The sequence below is a fragment of the Streptomyces sp. NPDC002690 genome (assembly GCF_053592415.1).
On the sequence record NZ_JBSFVR010000164.1, the window covers coordinates 1 to 15,629 of the forward strand.

A 15,629-nucleotide genomic window follows, 5' to 3' on the forward strand; every position below is an offset into this window, starting at 1 on the left:
CCAGGCCGCCGAGGCCGTAGATCCCGAGGTTGCGCCGGAGCATGCTGTCCGCGCCTGCCGGGACCACACCTCGCACACCGGGACCGCATGCCGTTCCAGTACCGCTGGCGCACCGCCGCCATCGGAGGCACCGGGTTCGTCACCGGGCTGCTGTTCCACCCGTCGGTACGCGGCCTGGCCTACGCCCGGACCGACATCGGCGGCGCCTACCGGTGGGACGCGGCCAAGGCCCGCTGGACGGCCCTCACCGACTTCACGGGCTGGGACGACTGGAACCTGCTCGGCGTCGAGGCGATGGCCGTGGACCCGGCCCACCCGGACCGGGTGTACCTGGCGCTCGGTACGTACGCCCAGTCCTGGGCTTCCCCGGGGGCGGTGCTGCGCTCCGAGGACCGGGGCGCGACCTGGACCCGTACGGACCTCGCGGTGCGGCTCGGCGCCAACGAGGACGGCCGGGGCACCGGTGAACGCCTGCTGGTCGACCCGCGGGACAGCGGGACCCTCTGGCTCGGCACCCGCCACGACGGCCTGCTGCGCTCCACCGACCGGGGCGCCACCTGGGCCCCGGACGCCTCCTTCCCCGCGGTGCCGTCCGCGTCCGGCCAGGGGGTCACCCTGCTGGTGGCGGCGGGGCGGACGGTGTACGCGGGCTGGGGCGACGGCACCGCCGCGCTGTACCGGTCCACCCCGTCCGGCGGGTGGGAGCCCGTCCCCGGCGCGCCGGTGGCCGACGGGGCGACCCGGGTGCCCGTCCGGGCGGCGTACGACGCCGGCTCCCGTGCCCTGTACGTGAGCTGGGCGAACGGTCCGGGTCCGAACAACCAGAGCGACGGCGCGGTGCACCGTCTCGACACGGTGACCGGCGCCTGGTCGGACGTGACGCCCGTCGTCCCCGGCGGGGCGGACGCGTTCGGCTACGGCGGGATCGCGGTGGACGCCCGGCGTCCCAGTACGGTCGTCGTCTCCACCAACAACCGCTGGGCGCAGGTCGACACGCTCTTCCGCTCCACCGACCACGGACGCACCTGGACCTCCCTCAAGGACACCGCGGTGCTGGACGTGTCGGAGACGCCGTATCTGCGCTGGGGCGGGGAGGCGAAGTTCGGCTGGTGGATCCAGGCCGTCGCGGTCGACCCCTTCGATTCGCGGCACATCGTCTACGGCACCGGCGCCACGGTCTTCGGCACCCGGGACCTGGTGCACTGGGCTCCGGAGATCCGAGGCCTGGAGGAGTCGTCGGTACGCCACCTGGTCGCACCGCCCACCGCCCGGGGCGCCCGGCTGCTCAGCGGGCTGGGGGACATCGGGGTGATGTACCACAACTCGCTGACCGCCTCTCCCTCGCGCGGCATGGCGTCCACCCCGGTGTTCGGCACCGCGACCGGCCTGGCGCTCGCGGCCGGCCTTCCCTCGTACGTCGTACGGACCGGCTGGCCCTCGGGCTCGGACGCCGCCGGGGCGTACTCGCGTGACGGGGGCGCCAGTTGGCAGCCGTTCGCGGCCCAGCCCGAGATCGCTTCCTCCGCACCCGGGCCGATCGCGGTGAGCGCGGACGGGGAGACCCTGCTCTGGACGTTCATCCACTGGGACGGCACGAAGTACCCGGCGCACCGGTCCACGGACGGCGGCGCGAGCTGGAGCGAGGTGGCGACGTTCCCGAAGGGCGCGACACCGGTCGCCGACCCGGTGGACGCCGACCGCTTCTACGCGTACGACACGGACACCGGTACCGTCCACCTCTCCACGGACGCGGGCGCGACCTTCATCGTCGGCACCACCGGACTGCCGTCCGGGGACGCCCAGTTCAAGCTGGCGGCGGCACCGGGCAGGACGGGCGACCTCTGGCTGTCGGCGAAGACCGGCGGTCTGCACCGCTCGACGGACGGCGGAGGCACGTTCACGGCCGTGACCGGCGTCCAGGAGTCGCACGCGCTGGGCTTCGGCAAGGCCGCTCCCGCCCCGAAGGGACGGCCCGCACACCCGGGGTATCCGGCGGTGTTCCAGACGGGACGGGTGTCCGCGACCCACGACGGGGTGGCGGTGCTGCGCTCCGACGACGCGGGCGTCACCTGGATACGCATCAACGACGACCAGCACCAGTGGGGGTGGACCGGTGAGGTGATCACCGGTGACCCCCGTGTCCACGGCCGGGTGTATCTGGGCACCAACGGCCGGGGCATCCAGTACGCCGACCCGGAATGAGGATCGAGAACACCATGCCGTCCCTGCGTGACGCCACCCGTGGCCGCCTTCTCTTCGGCGGCGACTACAACCCCGAGCAGTGGCCCGAGGAGGTGTGGGCCGAGGACGTGGCCCTGATGAAGGAGGCCGGGGTCAACTCGGTGACGCTCGGCGTCTTCTCCTGGGCGAAGATCGAACCCCGTCCGGGTGCACGGGAGTTCGACTGGCTCGACCGGCTCATGCGCCTGATGGAGGAGAACGGGATCGGGGTGGTCCTGGCCACGCCGACCTCCTCCCCGCCTCCGTGGATGGGCGCCCTGCACCCGGAGACGCTGCCACGCGCGGAGGACGGCTCAGTCGTCTGGTACGGCTCGCGCCAGCATTTCTGCGCGAGTTCGCCGGTGTACCGCCGATACGCGGCGGCCCTCACGGAGGACCTGGCGGCCCGGTACGCCGGCCACCCGGCGCTGACTGTGTGGCACATCAACAACGAGTACTGCACGCACTGTTATTGCGACGAGACGGCGGCGCACTTCCGCCGTTGGCTCGCGGACCGGTACGGCACCCTCGAAGCGGTCAACGAGGCCTGGGGGACGGCCTTCTGGAGCCAGCGGTACGACACCTGGGCGGAGATCCTGCCGCCCCGCAAGGCCCAGTACACGCGCAACCCCACACAGGTGCTCGACTTCAAGCGGTTCACCTCCGACGCCCTGATGGAGTGCTACACCGCCGAGCGGGACATCGTGCGCCGCCACTCCCCCGACGTCCCGGTGACGTCCAATTTCATGCCGCTGTGGTCGGGGCAGGACGCGTGGGCGTGGGCCGGGCAGGAGGACGTCGTCTCGGTGGACGTCTATCCGGACCCGGCGGACCCGGGGGCGGGGCAGTACAACGCGATGCTCGCCGACATGACGCGTTCGCAGGCGGCGGGGCCGTGGATGCTGATGGAACAGGCCGCGAGCGCGGTCAACTGGCGCCCGGTGAACCACCCGAAGCCCCGGGGGCTCAACCGGCTGTGGTCCCTCCAGTCGGTGGCCCGGGGCGCGGACGCCGTCTGTTACTTCCAGTGGCGCCAGTCCCGGCAGGGCTCGGAGAAGTTCCACTCCGGGATGCTGTCGCACGCGGGTCCCGAGGGTCGCGCCTTCCAGGAGATCACCCGCATCGGCGCCGAACTGGCCTCCCTCGCACCGGAGGTGAGCGGCGCCCACGCCCGGGCCGACGTGGCGGTGCTGCACGACTGGGACGCCTGGTGGGGCAGCGCGCAGGAGGGCCGCCCCTCCGCGCACCTGGACTACGCGGAGATCGTACGGGCTTGGCACCGGGCCCTCTGGGAGAACGGCACGGCGACCGATTTCGCCCGCCCCGACGCCGACTTGAGCGGCTACCGGATGATCGTGGTGCCTCAGCTCTACCTCCTGAGCGACGCGGCCGTCGACAACCTGGTCGCGTACGTGGCGGGCGGCGGCACGCTGGTCAGCGGGTTCTTCACCGGGGTCGCCGACGTGGACGACCGCATCCGGCCGGGCGGGATGGACGCGCGGCTGCGTGCGCTCTTCTCGATCCGCACGCTCCACGAGTGGTGGCCCGTCGAGCCGGACGCGAGCGTCGCCTGCGAGGGCTTCCGGGGCCTGCTGTGGTCGGAGGAACTGGAGGCGGACGGCACCGGAGAGACCGTCGCCGCCTACCGGGGCGGCGAACTGGACGGGCTGCCCGCCGTGCTCCGCAAGGGCGGCGCCTGGTACGTCTCGACGCTGCCGGAACCCGGGGCCCTGCGCGAACTGCTCGGCCGGGCGGCCCGCGAGGCGGGCGTCGGACCCGTGGTGGCCGGACTGCCCGAGGGTGTCGAGGCGGTACGCCGGGGTGAGTTGCTCTTCCTCCTCCACCACGGGCAGGGCACGGTGACCGTGCCGCTGCCGGGCGCCTGCGTCGACGTGCTCACCGGCGCGAAGGCGGACGGCGCGGTGGAGCTGGGGCGCTACGGCGTGGCAGCCCTGAAGCCGGTCGGCGCGGCATGAACCGGGGTACGTGGGAGCCCCGGCCCGCCGCCCGCTGGGAGGACGCCTTCCTCAGCGGGAACGGTCATCACGGGGCGATGGTGTACGGCGACCCGGTCGACGACCGGGTGATCGTCAACCACCACACCCTCGTCCGCCCCAACGGCAGCGAGCACCTGCGCCCGCCCGAGCTGTCCGGGGAACTCGGCTTGGTCCAGGACGCGTTGCTCGCCGGGAAGACAGAGGCGGCCGAACGCTTCGGCGCGGGCCGGCCGCTGGTGTGGGTCCAGCCGTTCCACCCGGCGTTCCAGACCCGGGTGCGGCGTTCCGGGACGGACGGCCTCCCACCCCAGGACCCGGCGGACTCCGCTCCCCCGGCCGGACCCGAGCCGTCGCCCTACCGCCGCGAGGTGGATTTCACCTCGGGCGAGACCACCGCCTCCTCGGGCCGATGGCGGAGCCAGGTGTTCGTGTCGCGGGCCGACGACGTGATCGTGCAGCACATCACCGGCCCGGCGCCGGACGTCGAGATCTCGCTCGACCCGGACCTCCCCGGCACACCTGCGGGCCTGGCCGTCGGCCGCTCCACCGTCCTGACACCGCACGGCGCCCGCCTGGCGTTGCGGCTGCGCTACCCGGAGAGCGAACTCTCCTGCGTCGGCGTGACCACGCTGCACACCGACGGCGGCACCGTCTCGGTGGACGGCGACGGCGTCCACGTCACGGGCGCCCGTAGTCTGCTGCTGCTCACCCGGGTACGCCGTGGCCCCGGCGACCCCGACCTCGACGCCGAGTGGTCGGCCCTGCCGGACGACACCGACTACACGAATCTGATGGAGCGTCACATTCCGTTCCATCAGGCCGCCTTCGGTAGGTGCACACTTTCCCTGCACGACGAGGACCCGGCCCGGCAGGGTCTCCCGGGCAGTGAACTGCTGCGCCACCCGGACAGCCCGGCACTGCTGGAACGGTTGTTCGCCGCGGGCCGCTACCACCTGCTCTCCGCGTCCGGGCTGCTGCCACCCCGGCTGACCGGGCTGTGGACGGGCGACTGGGACACCGCCTGGTCGGGTGCCTTCACCACCAACGCCAACCTCAACCTCCAGGTGGCTTCGGCTGCCGCCGCGGATCTGCCCGAGGTACTCGACGCCCACACCCGCCTGATCGACGGCCAGTTGGAACACTGGCGGGACAACGCGCGGGCGCTCTTCGGCACCCGGGGCATCGTCGCGCCCTCCCACTCGGACGGCGAATCGGGTCACACCCGCCACTTCCAACGGGCCTATCCGCTGCACCTGTGGACGGCGGGCGCCGACTGGCTGCTGCAACCCCTGCTCGATCACGCGGCGGCCACCGGGGTGGTTCCGGACTCGCTGGTGTCGGCCTGTGTCGAAGTGGCCGACTTCTACACGGACTTCCTCACCCACGAGGGGCCGGACGGGAGTGTGGCGATCGTCCCCTCGTATTCGCCGGAGAACCGGCCGGCGAACGCGAGTTGGGGAACCGTCAACGCCACGATGGACATCGCGGCGGCCCGTCACGCCCTCACCGCGGCGGCGGACCTCGTCCCCGCCCATCCTGACGCGGACCACTGGCGGAGTCTCGCCGGACGGCTCCCGAGCTACCTGGTCAACGAGGACGGCGCGCTCGCGGAGTGGGCGTGGCCCGGACTGCGCGAGACCTACGACCACCGCCACCTCAGCCACCTCTACCCGGTGTGGCCGCTCGACGAGATCAACCCGTACGACACCCCCCTACTGGCCGGCGCCGCTCACCGCGCGCTGGAGCTGCGGGGTTCGGAGAACGACTCGGCCCACGGCCATCTGCACCATGCGCTGGTCGCGGCACGGCTGCGGGACGGTTCGCGGGTGTCCTCGGCGCTGACATCCGTGCTGGCCGGGGACTTCTTCCACGAATCACTGATGAGCGCGCACTACCCGGCCCGCGACGTCTACAACGCGGACGCCGCCCACGCGTTGCCGGGCGTCGTGCTGGAGATGCTGGTCCAGTCCTCACCGAGCCGCCTGGTCCTGCTGCCCGCGCTCCCGGCCGCTTACCCGCGAGGCTCGCTCCGGGGCGTCCGCACCCGGTTCGGCGCCGCTCTCGACCTCACCTGGACCCCCGACGAGGTCACCGCCGCGCTCCGGCCGGCCCGCGACGCCCGGATCGAGCTGCGCACCGGCCCGCCGCCCGGTACCCCGGCGGGCGCGGCGGAGCCGGGCGCGGCGTCCTGGATCACGCTCACCGCGGGGGCCGACCGGGTCCTGACGGTGACGCGACGGGAGGCGGCCGGCGGGTGAGCGGTCCGGCGGACCACCGGCGGGTGAGCGGTCCGCCGGGCCGCCTGCCGCCCGTGGGGGGGGGGGCGGCCCCACGCGGGGGGGGGCCCCCGCCCCCCGCCCCGCCCCCCACCCCCGTGACCACCCGACTCACGAGCTGACCGCCACCGGCAACGGGGCTCGGGAGCCAAAGGGCACGGGCAGGGTTCGGCGGCGGCCGTCATCGCCGGAAGAGCTGAGGGTGGGGACAGACGTCCAGGGGCTCCGCGGGACGGTCGGCCCAGCGCCACCAGAGGTGATTCGCCGGGCACTTCCAGGCGTGCCGGCACACGCGCCGCCGGTCCTCGTCGCGAGTGCACAGGACCTGGCCCAGGCTTCTCAGCGACTGCCCGCAGTCGGGGCAGGTCAGCAGTTCGGTGGAGGCTGTGGCGCTTCGCATCGCGCTCCGCCCCTATGAACCCGTGACCCGTCGAAACGGGGCGATGATCCTCCGTACGGCCTCCGCCGCACCCCAGCCGTCGTCGTCGTGGGCGATGATTCCCAGCAGTTCCCGCAGGTGGAAGAGGTCCATCCGCTCCCGCCAGCCCTCATCGATCCCGGTGACCTCCTCGTACACTGCGAAGAACCGGTCCGAGGCGGGTGGGCGCGGGGAGCACCACAGCATGCTGAGGTCGACTTCCGGCCAGTTGTAGGAGACGGCGGGGTCGATGAGCACGGGTGCGCCGTCGGCGGTGGCGACGATGTTCTCCTGCCAGAGGTCGCCGTGGGTCAGGCACGGGGGCCGGTTCGGTACCAGCTCGGGCAGGGCTGCGCACAGCCGCTCCAGGGCCTGCCGGTCCGAGGCGTCGAAAGCCGCCTCGACCAGGGGTTCCTCCAGCCAGCGCAGGATGCGCCGCTCCCCGAAGAACCTGTGGCCGTTACTGTCCCAGGTGTTGTCCTGGCGCAGCCTGCCCAACCAGCCCGGACGGTGCCAGCCGAACCGCTCGCCGGTCGTGGTGGTGTGCAGGGCGGCGACCGTGTGGGCGAGCCGCTCCCAGAAGCGTTCGTCGTCGCGGCGCGGCCGCATCTTCTCCAGCACGAGCAGTTGGGGCGAGGCGCACAGCACCTCCGGCGTGACCACCCCTCCGGTCTCGCGAAGTTCCGTCAGGCCGACGGCCTCGACGGGGAAGACGTCCCGGTCCGGCCCGAGGAGGGTTTTCGCGAACACCTGGGAACCGTCCTCAAGCGTCACCAGCCCGGCGATGGCGACCGCTCCGCCGGTGGATCTGTCCACCTTCGTCGCCGCGTACCCCGCTCGGTGGAGACGCTCGACAAGTATCTTTTCGTGAGAATCCACGGCACAGCTCTCCTTCATTCGGCGACGTCGACGCCGTAGCCCCGGGCCAGATCCGCCAGACCGTGGTCGTATCCCTGTCCGACGGCCCGCAGCCGCCAGCCGTCGCCCCGGCGGTACATCTCGGCCAGGATCATGGTGCGTTCGGTGGTGGCGGCGTCGAGTGTGGCCCGCGCGGCCGGGGCCGCGCCGACTCCGCGTACGGCGGTGATCTCGATCGCCCCGACCTCGGAGAACGTCGCGTCACCGTCGATCGCGGCAGCGACGACGACTCGGTGGATCTCCAGGGGCAGACGTTCCAGCTCGACGGAGACGGCCTGCCCCGTCGGGCCGTCCGTGGCGAGCCTCACCGTCCCGTCCGGGTGCTCGGGTGCCCCGTGGAAGACGAAGTCCTCGTCCCCCGGCACCCTTTCGTGCGCGTCGAGGGCGAAGGCGACCACGTCCACGTCACACGTGGTGTGCTGGGCCCAGGCCGCGGCCACCGTCCAGGCCGTACCGGTCTCCGACAGGTCGATGACAGCGCCTCGGACCATGACCTCCGCACCGTCCTGCGGGTTCCCGGCCACGCTCCGGGGAGCGGCGGGCTCGGTGGCCCCTGCCGACGAGGCAGGCTCTTCTCGCTCGGCAGGCTCGTGGGGCTCGGCAGGCTCGTGGGGCTCGGCAGGCTCGTGGGGCTCGGCGGGCTCGTGGGGCTCGGCGGGCTCGTGGGGCTCGGCGGGCTCGTCGGCGAGGAGCCAGTCGGCGTCGTGCACCCGCAGGCCGAGGGTGGTGACGCGGCTCCGCCGGTTGTCGGCCTCGCCGCCGGGAAGCACCACGACATCGGTCACACCGGCCGAGAGGTTCACCGCCACGGAGGCACCCCGCGCGACAGCCCGGACGCGTATCTCGGCGGCCCCGGTGTGGGTGCCGCCCAGAACCAGGACCCGGCGTCCGGCCAGGGGGCTTCTTCCCTTGCCCTTCCGGGAGGCCGGGGTCACCGCCGAAGCGGGGACGCGCGGTTCCGGAACGCTCACGGCCGGGGCGTTCGGGGCGGGCATCGGCGTCGCCCGCGTCCCGGTCACGGACACCCTGCCCGCGCGGGGCTGACGAGCGGCCCCCTTCGCCTGACCGGGCCGTACGTCCTCCAGCAGACGCAGATAGGTCGGCTCGTCCACGAGAAGGACGCCCTCGTCGGCGGCGCGGCGCAGTTTCCCGGACGCGGTGTCGGGGTCGTTGGTCACGAGAACGCTGGTCTGACCACTGACCGAGGTCATCATGTTCAGTCCGGCCCCGACCGAACGGGCGACGAGTTCCTCCCGGGATACGTGGGTGTCTCCGGTGATGCTGACCTTCATGCCCTGGACCAGTGGCATTCCGCGCTCCAGACGGCCCGGATTCCGGTAGGCGCACGGCACCTTGGGGGTGCGGGGCCTGAACTCCTGGCGCGGCGGGCAGTCCAGGAACGGCAGGGAGAGCCCGAGCCGTTCGGCGGCGCCGAGCGAACCGCGCAGGATTCCGGAGAGGACGCGTACGTCGTCCTGCGCGTCGTGCGCCCGCTCCTGACGCACCCCGTAATGCTCGGCGAGTGTGCCCAGCTTGAGATCGACGGTCGGGGGACCGACCAGACGGTTGAGGGCCAGCGTGCAGAGTCGTCTGCCGACGGGGAGCACGAGACCGGCGCGGGCGAACTCGTGGGACAGGAAGTTGTAGTCGAAGTGCGCGTTGTGGGCGACGAACACCCGGCCGTCGAGGTACTCGCCCACCTTCGGCGCCACCTGGTCGAAGGTGGGCGCACCCGCGAGGAGTTCGGAGGTGAGGCCGTGGATGTGTACCGGTCCGGGGTCGCAGCCCGGATCGAGGAGGGTGTGGTACTCCCCCGTCTGCCGCCCGTGCGCGTCCAGCGTGAGGACCGCCAGGGACAGCACACGGTCCTGGCCCGGCCTCAGCCCGGACGTCTCCACGTCGACCAGCGCCCACTCGTCGAAGTGGCCGGGCGGCGCGGACGGCTTCGGACTCGACGACAACAGGGCCATTTGCGAGGCTCCCCTCCCCCGGGTGCGGCAGGCGGTACGCCGTCGGCCGCGGTGATCCATCGAACTGAGGGGATTTTCGCATGTACGCACCACGGTTCCCCACGCGGCGGTGTCCGGGCTGTTCCGGCAACACAGCGAGCGCGCGCGAACCCTCAAGTGTGCAGGGCTCTCGACGAGCTGGAGACCCGCGTGATCAAGCGCAACGAGACAGCCGGACGCCACCGCTGGAGCTACGAGGGCACCCGGCTCGAATCCGCATGCCCGGTGGCCTTCGAGCACCTCCGCTTCCTCATCACCGCAACGGGAACGCCACCCGCTCATGCCAGTACTCGCCGTCACGGACCAGGAGCTGCACCGACGAAACGCGCGCGGTGAACGGCAGACGTCCAGCGAGGTCGGCCTCGATCTCGTCGAACACACCCCGCTCCTGGCCATGGGCAACCGTCAGGTGAGGGACGACCTCGGCAAACCGGCCCCCGTACGGCGGAACCTCCGGCCACCGTTGGCGGACGAGCCGAGTGAGTGCCTGCAACGGACCGCTTGGTGTCGGTGCCAGGAAAAGCACATCAGGGAACCGTCGACATGCCTGGAACCTGATGTCGAAGGCGCGTTGGGCACCCAGGAGTCTTCAAGGTTCGCACCGGGCTTCCGGTCCTTCGCCGAAGGGCTCACCTCCACCAGTGGCTTCGACAGCGAGGACGTACCCGGCTGACGTCCGACCGTGGAAAGCACGGCCCAACGGTGACACAGCACCAGTTGATACGTCACACCTGGGCGAGCGTTGGCCGATGTGGCAGGACTGCTCGAAGAGAGTTCGGGGAGGCCGGAACCCCGGCCCTCCGGACGGTGACCACATCGGTCGGTGCCGTGCACGGTTCGTCGTTCGGCGTGTTGGGCTCCGTGGACGCCCCACGCCGAAGAAGCACCGCCCGCCCGTGACCCGCACCCGCCGCTGTCGACTGTCCGCCGTCTGCCGTCTGCCGTCTGCCGTCTGCCGTCTGCCGTCCGCCGTCTGCCGTCCGCCGTCTGCCGTCTGCCGTCTGCCGTCTGCCGTCTGCCGTCTGCCGTCTGCCGTCTGCCGTCTGCCGTCTGCCGTCTGCCGAGAACGTCCCAACGGCGTCGCGAGCAGGGGAAGTCCTCTTCCTCGCCGGAACGGCAAAGCAGTTGACGGACCTCACGACCCCCCACTATTGGTGTCGTTGACCGCGCGGGCGTGTCGCGACGAAGGGGGAACGCGTGAGTACGTGGTGGTGGGTGGTGGCGCCACCGCTCCTGCTCGGCTGCTGGACGGTCCGGCGGCTCATCCGGTACCCGGGCAGGTGGGCCCACGCGTTCCACGACGCGTACGGCAAGGAGCGGATGGCTCTGGAGGAAGCCCGCGTCTCGGTACGGAAGTTGAGGAGCTCCGCTCGTCGCGAGACGAGACGGGCGTGGTTCGGTGTGAAACGGGCGGAGTCCGCCCACCGGCGCCGGGTTCGCCAAGTCGAGTCCGAGCTGCAGAGGTTGCGCACGCTGGGCCGCGGTCCCCGGATTCACCAGCTGGGGGCGATCTCGCTGTACGAGCACGCGGTCCTCGTCGCCGAGGACGAACTTCCGCTGGCCGGCCTGCACGTCCGGTTCGAGCTCGCGCGCACCGAACACGTGTCCTACGTCTACCTCACCCTGCCCGAGGGGCAGACGCACATGGAGCGGTACGAGGGCGAAGAGTTCCCCGAGGAGGCCGTGCGCGGCTTCAGCGTGCGGATCAGCAACGCCGCCGCGGCGGCTCACCGGGCACGCGAGACGCGCGAGAAGGACATCGCCGCGCTCGAAGCCGCCCTGGGAGAGGCGCGCAAGGCGACCGGTCCGGTGGAGGAGGCGCAGGAGCGGCTGGAGGAGACGCGCGCCCGCCACAGCGCCGATCCCAGGCTCCCGCGCGCTCGCGCGGCCCTCGACGACGCCCGTACGGACTGGCAGAACCTCACCGGCCGCCGCCCCTGGTGATCGCGGCGCGAAGGGCGCACCGACCGCGTGCGGACCCGCCACGGTGCGCCCCGGATCATCCCACCAGGTCCGGCGCGCGCAGCGTCTCGGGCGGGATGCCCCAGGCGTCGACGAGGTCGACGGCGAGGGGGCGGACCTTGCGGCAGAGTTCGTCGACCTGGCGGGTGATCGCCTTGGAGCGCTGGACGGTCAGCCGGCCGTGCTCCATGAACCAGGCCCGGTCCGACTCGATGACCGACAGGGCGGACAGGTCGCGGAGCAGGCTCAGCGCGGCCTTGTTGCCGCCCTCGGGCAGCGTACGCACCTTGTCGGTGAAGGCCTCCAGCACCAGCCGTTCGACATGGGCGCGGGCGACCCCGATCACGTGGTCCTGAACCTGTGAGAAGACGGCGCCGGGGTCGCCCTTCTGGTCGATCCCGCGCTTGAGACGGCGTGCCGCACCGGCGAGCATGTGCTCCTCCCGGTAGCGCAGCATGGCGAGTTGGTACTCGGGGTCGAGGAGGCCCGCTTCCTGGTCCCACTCGTCGCCACCGGGCAGCAGGTCGCGTACCCGTTCGAGGAGTTTGTGGGCCGACGTCTTCTCCAGCACCGTCTCGACGGCGAGGCCGGTGACGTGGCGGACCATGCCGAGCTGGTCCAGGTCCTCGAACTCGCTCGCGTAGTGGGTGAGCAGGCCCTTGGCCACGAGCTGGAGAAGGACGTGGTTGTCGCCCTCGAAGGTGGTGAAGACGTCGCTGTCGCTCTTGAGGGCGGCGAAGCGGTTGACGGTGAGGTACCCGGCGCCGCCGCACGCCTCGCGGCACTCCTGGATGACCCGGGTGGCGTGCCAGGTGCCGAGCGCCTTGGTGCCGGCGGCGCGTGATTCGAGCCGGCGCCGCGCGTGCGGGTCGTCCCCGGCGGCGGAGAACGCCTCGTGCAGTTGTGTGCGCACGACGTCCTGCGCGAAGTGCAGGGCGTACGTGCGCGCGAGGAGCGGAAGCAGGCGGCGCTGGTGGAGGCCGTAGTCGAGGAGGAGTTGCTCCTCGGACTCCGGATCCGCCCGGAACTGCCGTCGCCGCACCGCGTACTTCGTGGCGATCGTGAGGGCGACCTTCGCGGCGTTGATGCCGGCGCCGCCGACGCAGACCCGGCCTTGCACCAGCGTGCCCAGCATGGTGAAGAAGCGCCGGTCGGGGTTGTCGATCGCGCTCTCGTAGACGCCGTCGGCGGTGACGTCGGCGAAGCGGTTGAGCAGCGCCTCGCGCGGCACGCGTACCCCGTCGAACCGGATGCGGCCGTTGTCCACGCCGTTGAGACCCATCTTGCGGCCGTCGTCCTCGATCCGGACGCCGGGCAGCACCTCGCCACCGGACCGGATCGGCACGAGGAACGCGTGCACGCCCTCGGACTTCCGGCCGACCTCCAGCTGGGCGAAGACGACCGCGAGCTCGGCGTGGCGGGCCGCGTTGCCGATGTAGTCCTTGCGCGCCCGGTCGCCCTCGGTGGTGATGACGAACTCCTGGGCGGCGGGGTCGTACTTCGCGCGGGTGCCGAGCGCCTGGACGTTGGAGCCGTGCCCGCTCTCGGTCATCGCGAAGCACCCCATCAGCCGCCCGGTGATCAGGTCGGCCAGGTGGGCCTCGTGGTGGCGTCGGGTGCCCAGTTGCAGGATCGCGCCTCCGAAGAGCCCGAACTGCACGCCAACCTTCACCAGCACCGAGAGGTCGCCGAAGGCGAGCGTCTCGAACGCGGCGATCGAGGCTCCGATGTCACCGCCCCCGCCGTACTCGCGGGGGAAACCCATGCCGGTCTGGCCGGTCGCGGCCAACTCGACCACGATCTCGCGCACCCGCTCACGGAACGCGTCGACGTCGAGCTCGTCGGCCTCGTCGAGGACGGCGGCATGGGTCACCAGGTTGGTCCGGACGAGGTCGCGGATCTCGGCGTAGTCACCGTCGAGCAACTCGGCCAGGGCCTGGACGTCGACTTCGGGCCGCACGTGACCGGTGCCGGGGGGGGTGCGTTGTCGGTGGTCATGGCATCTCGCTACCCCGGCTTCGGACGATCAAGCAGTCGGCGCGCCGGTGTCCCGGGGAGCGGCGGCCCGCCCGGGGGCGTCCGCCGGCCGCCCCCGGGCCGTTCGGCCGCCCCCGTACGCGATCCCGGGCGCCCTCGGACCTCTCGGCCGCGCGCCCCCGGTACACGGTCCCGGTAGCCCCTCGTACGGCCGGGCCACCGGGTCGACCGTCACGCGCGGGCCCGGTCAGCGGTGGCCGCCGGGCCCGGTCGCCTCCACCCTGAGGGCGGCGAACTTCGCCTTTCCGGTGCCGGTGCTGCTCTGCAGGCCCACGTAGCCGGAGGCGGGGATGAGCGTGGGGTCGACGACGGAGAGCACGAGGTGCCCGTCGTCGTAGAGGTCGAGTCGTGACCCGGTCAGCTCGAACCGCAGCCGGTAGGTCCGGCCGGTCTCGATCTCTGAGTCGGAGCCGGTACCGACGAGCTTGGTGTTCGCTCCGTGCTCCATCACGCCGATGGCGTACTTGTTCCCCCAGGAGGCGATGCCCGCGTAGTAGTAGGTGTCACGGCCGGTCGCGCGGGCGAGGATCACGTTGTCGCGGTCGCCGGGTGCGTCGCTGAGCGGGGTGACCGACACCGATACCGCGTAGTCCAGGGCGTCGATGCGCTGGTTGCCCTGGAGCGTCTGGGGCTGTCCGGAGGGGGCGTTGCCCAGCGACACCGCTCCCCCGTCACGTACCTCGAAGGACGCGCCGTTGGGTACGGACCAGGCTTGGGTCATGGACCACTTGGCCGGGTCGACGATGTGCAGCCCCTTCTTCCACACGGCCAGGTTGATGGTCTCGTTCCACCCGGGCCGGTTGTTCTTGGCGTTGTAGTACATGTACGGGGTGGACCGGTGGTCCACCACGAACTGGCGGTAGATCATGGAGTCTTCGGGCCCGCCCGTGACACCGAGGTCGATCTCCATGGCGCTGCGGTCGAGTTGCCAGCCGATGCCGTCGCGGGAGGTGAGCCTGCCGCCGCGGGACGGGTAGTCGGCCTGCCAGCCGACGACCCTGGTCTCGTAACCGCCCTCCGGGAGTTTGCGCACGTTGGGGCCGCCGACTCCGAGGGAGGCCCAACCGCCGTCGTCCATCGGCCGCATGACCGGGTTGGCCGGGTGCTTCCTCCAGGGCCCGGCGGGGGTCGCCGCGGTCGCGTAGCAGACGTACCGCGGTTCGCCGCCTGCCGAGGCGATCTTCCCGGCGGTGTACCACATCTTCCACACGCGGTCCGAAGCGTCGTACATCAGAGAGGAGTTGTAGATGTAGCGGTCCTCCCACGGCATGGTCGAGGTGAGCACGACGCCATGCTTCGTCCAGGGGCCGCCCGGGGCGTTCGCGCTGGCGTAGTGGATCTGGCCGTTGCCGTCGTCGGCCACGCCGAAGTAGGTCATGTGCCAGACACCGCCCTGGAAAACGACGCTCGGCTGGTTGAGCGCGACGGTCTCGGAGGGCAGGGTCGGAGTCAGGACCGGGTCGGCGGCCTTGGTCCAGTGCAGACCGTCGTCGCTGGTGGCGTAGCCCACCGCGTGCAGGGATCCGTACCAGAGCTTGAACAGCGGGCCGCCGCCCTGCCCGTACACCAGGCACGGGTCCTGCAGCAGCGAGCTTTCCCAGGGCAGGGACTGGCTCATCACCACGCCGTGCCGCTGCCAGCCCGCGACGGGCGCGAAATCGTCCCGCAGCAGAACGGCTCCGGGCGCGTGCGTGGTCGCTCCGGCGCCGGCCCCGGGCGGTAACGGCCTTGACGCCCTTCCCCGCGCCCAGCCTGCCGTCCGGAGAGACCGTCGCTCCCGAGACGGCGCCCA

The 15,629-nt window shown here is 72.0% G+C and carries 9 protein-coding genes; 4 read left to right on the forward strand and 5 right to left on the reverse strand.

What is annotated here, in order from left to right; all coding sequences use genetic code 11:
* Positions 1 to 87: 87 nt before the first annotated feature.
* Genes ACWD3D_RS20655 through ACWD3D_RS20665 form a run of 3 tightly spaced genes read left to right on the forward strand, consistent with a single transcriptional unit; the run spans position 88 to position 6,475 of the window.
* Positions 88 to 2,202 carry a WD40/YVTN/BNR-like repeat-containing protein gene (locus ACWD3D_RS20655; RefSeq protein WP_451462292.1) on the forward strand — a complete coding sequence of 705 codons (2,115 nt, stop codon included), beginning with the start codon at positions 88 to 90 and terminating at the stop codon, positions 2,200 to 2,202.
* 14 nt (positions 2,203 to 2,216) lie between these two features.
* Positions 2,217 to 4,196: a beta-galactosidase gene (locus ACWD3D_RS20660; RefSeq protein ID WP_451462300.1), complete on the forward strand. Its 1,980-nt coding sequence runs from the start codon at positions 2,217 to 2,219 to the stop codon at positions 4,194 to 4,196.
* Positions 4,193 to 6,475 carry a glycosyl hydrolase family 95 catalytic domain-containing protein gene (locus tag ACWD3D_RS20665; protein WP_451462293.1) on the forward strand — a complete coding sequence of 761 codons (2,283 nt, stop codon included), beginning with the start codon at positions 4,193 to 4,195 and terminating at the stop codon, positions 6,473 to 6,475. Before ACWD3D_RS20660 ends, ACWD3D_RS20665 begins: the two co-directional genes overlap by 4 nt.
* A 430-nt stretch (positions 6,476 to 6,905) precedes the next feature.
* Here the strand turns inward: ACWD3D_RS20665 and ACWD3D_RS20670 are convergent, their stop codons facing one another.
* From ACWD3D_RS20670 to ACWD3D_RS20680, 3 genes are all read right to left on the reverse strand, one after another.
* Positions 6,906 to 7,790 (reverse strand): fructosamine kinase family protein, encoded by an 885-nt coding sequence (locus ACWD3D_RS20670; RefSeq protein WP_451462294.1) that lies wholly within the window; start codon positions 7,788 to 7,790, stop codon positions 6,906 to 6,908.
* Between the two features lie 14 nt (positions 7,791 to 7,804).
* The gene (locus tag ACWD3D_RS20675) at positions 7,805 to 9,799 is read right to left on the reverse strand and encodes a TerD family protein (RefSeq protein WP_451462295.1); all 1,995 of its coding nucleotides are present in this window, start codon (positions 9,797 to 9,799) and stop codon (positions 7,805 to 7,807) included.
* Between the two features lie 292 nt (positions 9,800 to 10,091).
* Entirely contained in the window at positions 10,092 to 10,364 is a 273-nt protein-coding gene (locus ACWD3D_RS20680) for a 2'-5' RNA ligase family protein (protein WP_451462296.1), read from the reverse strand.
* Between the two features lie 671 nt (positions 10,365 to 11,035).
* On the opposite strand from ACWD3D_RS20680, the gene ACWD3D_RS20685 reads away from it, so the two are divergent.
* Positions 11,036 to 11,782, forward strand: a complete 747-nt coding sequence (locus ACWD3D_RS20685; RefSeq protein WP_451462297.1) for a hypothetical protein — start codon at positions 11,036 to 11,038, stop codon at positions 11,780 to 11,782.
* Between the two features lie 55 nt (positions 11,783 to 11,837).
* Here ACWD3D_RS20685 and ACWD3D_RS20690 read toward each other — a convergent pair whose 3' ends face one another.
* Together ACWD3D_RS20690 and ACWD3D_RS20695 are read right to left on the reverse strand one after the other, a co-directional pair.
* Positions 11,838 to 13,760, reverse strand: coding sequence for an acyl-CoA dehydrogenase family protein (locus ACWD3D_RS20690; protein WP_451462298.1), 1,923 nt, complete (start codon positions 13,758 to 13,760; stop codon positions 11,838 to 11,840).
* A gap of 264 nt (positions 13,761 to 14,024) precedes the next feature.
* Positions 14,025 to 15,629 (reverse strand): hypothetical protein (locus ACWD3D_RS20695; RefSeq protein ID WP_451462299.1); only part of this gene is annotated, 1,605 nt, incomplete at its 5' end.

What these genes read in the sequence shown, in the direction of transcription:
- ACWD3D_RS20665 (WP_451462293.1), top strand. Translation starts at nt 4,193, where the DNA reads ATGAACCGGGGTACGTGGGAGCCCCGGCCCGCCGCCCGCTGGGAGGAC.
- ACWD3D_RS20675 (WP_451462295.1), bottom strand. Translation starts at nt 9,799, where the DNA reads ATGGCCCTGTTGTCGTCGAGTCCGAAGCCGTCCGCGCCGCCCGGCCAC.
- ACWD3D_RS20660 (WP_451462300.1), top strand. Translation starts at nt 2,217, where the DNA reads ATGCCGTCCCTGCGTGACGCCACCCGTGGCCGCCTTCTCTTCGGCGGC.
- ACWD3D_RS20655 (WP_451462292.1), top strand. Translation starts at nt 88, where the DNA reads ATGCCGTTCCAGTACCGCTGGCGCACCGCCGCCATCGGAGGCACCGGG.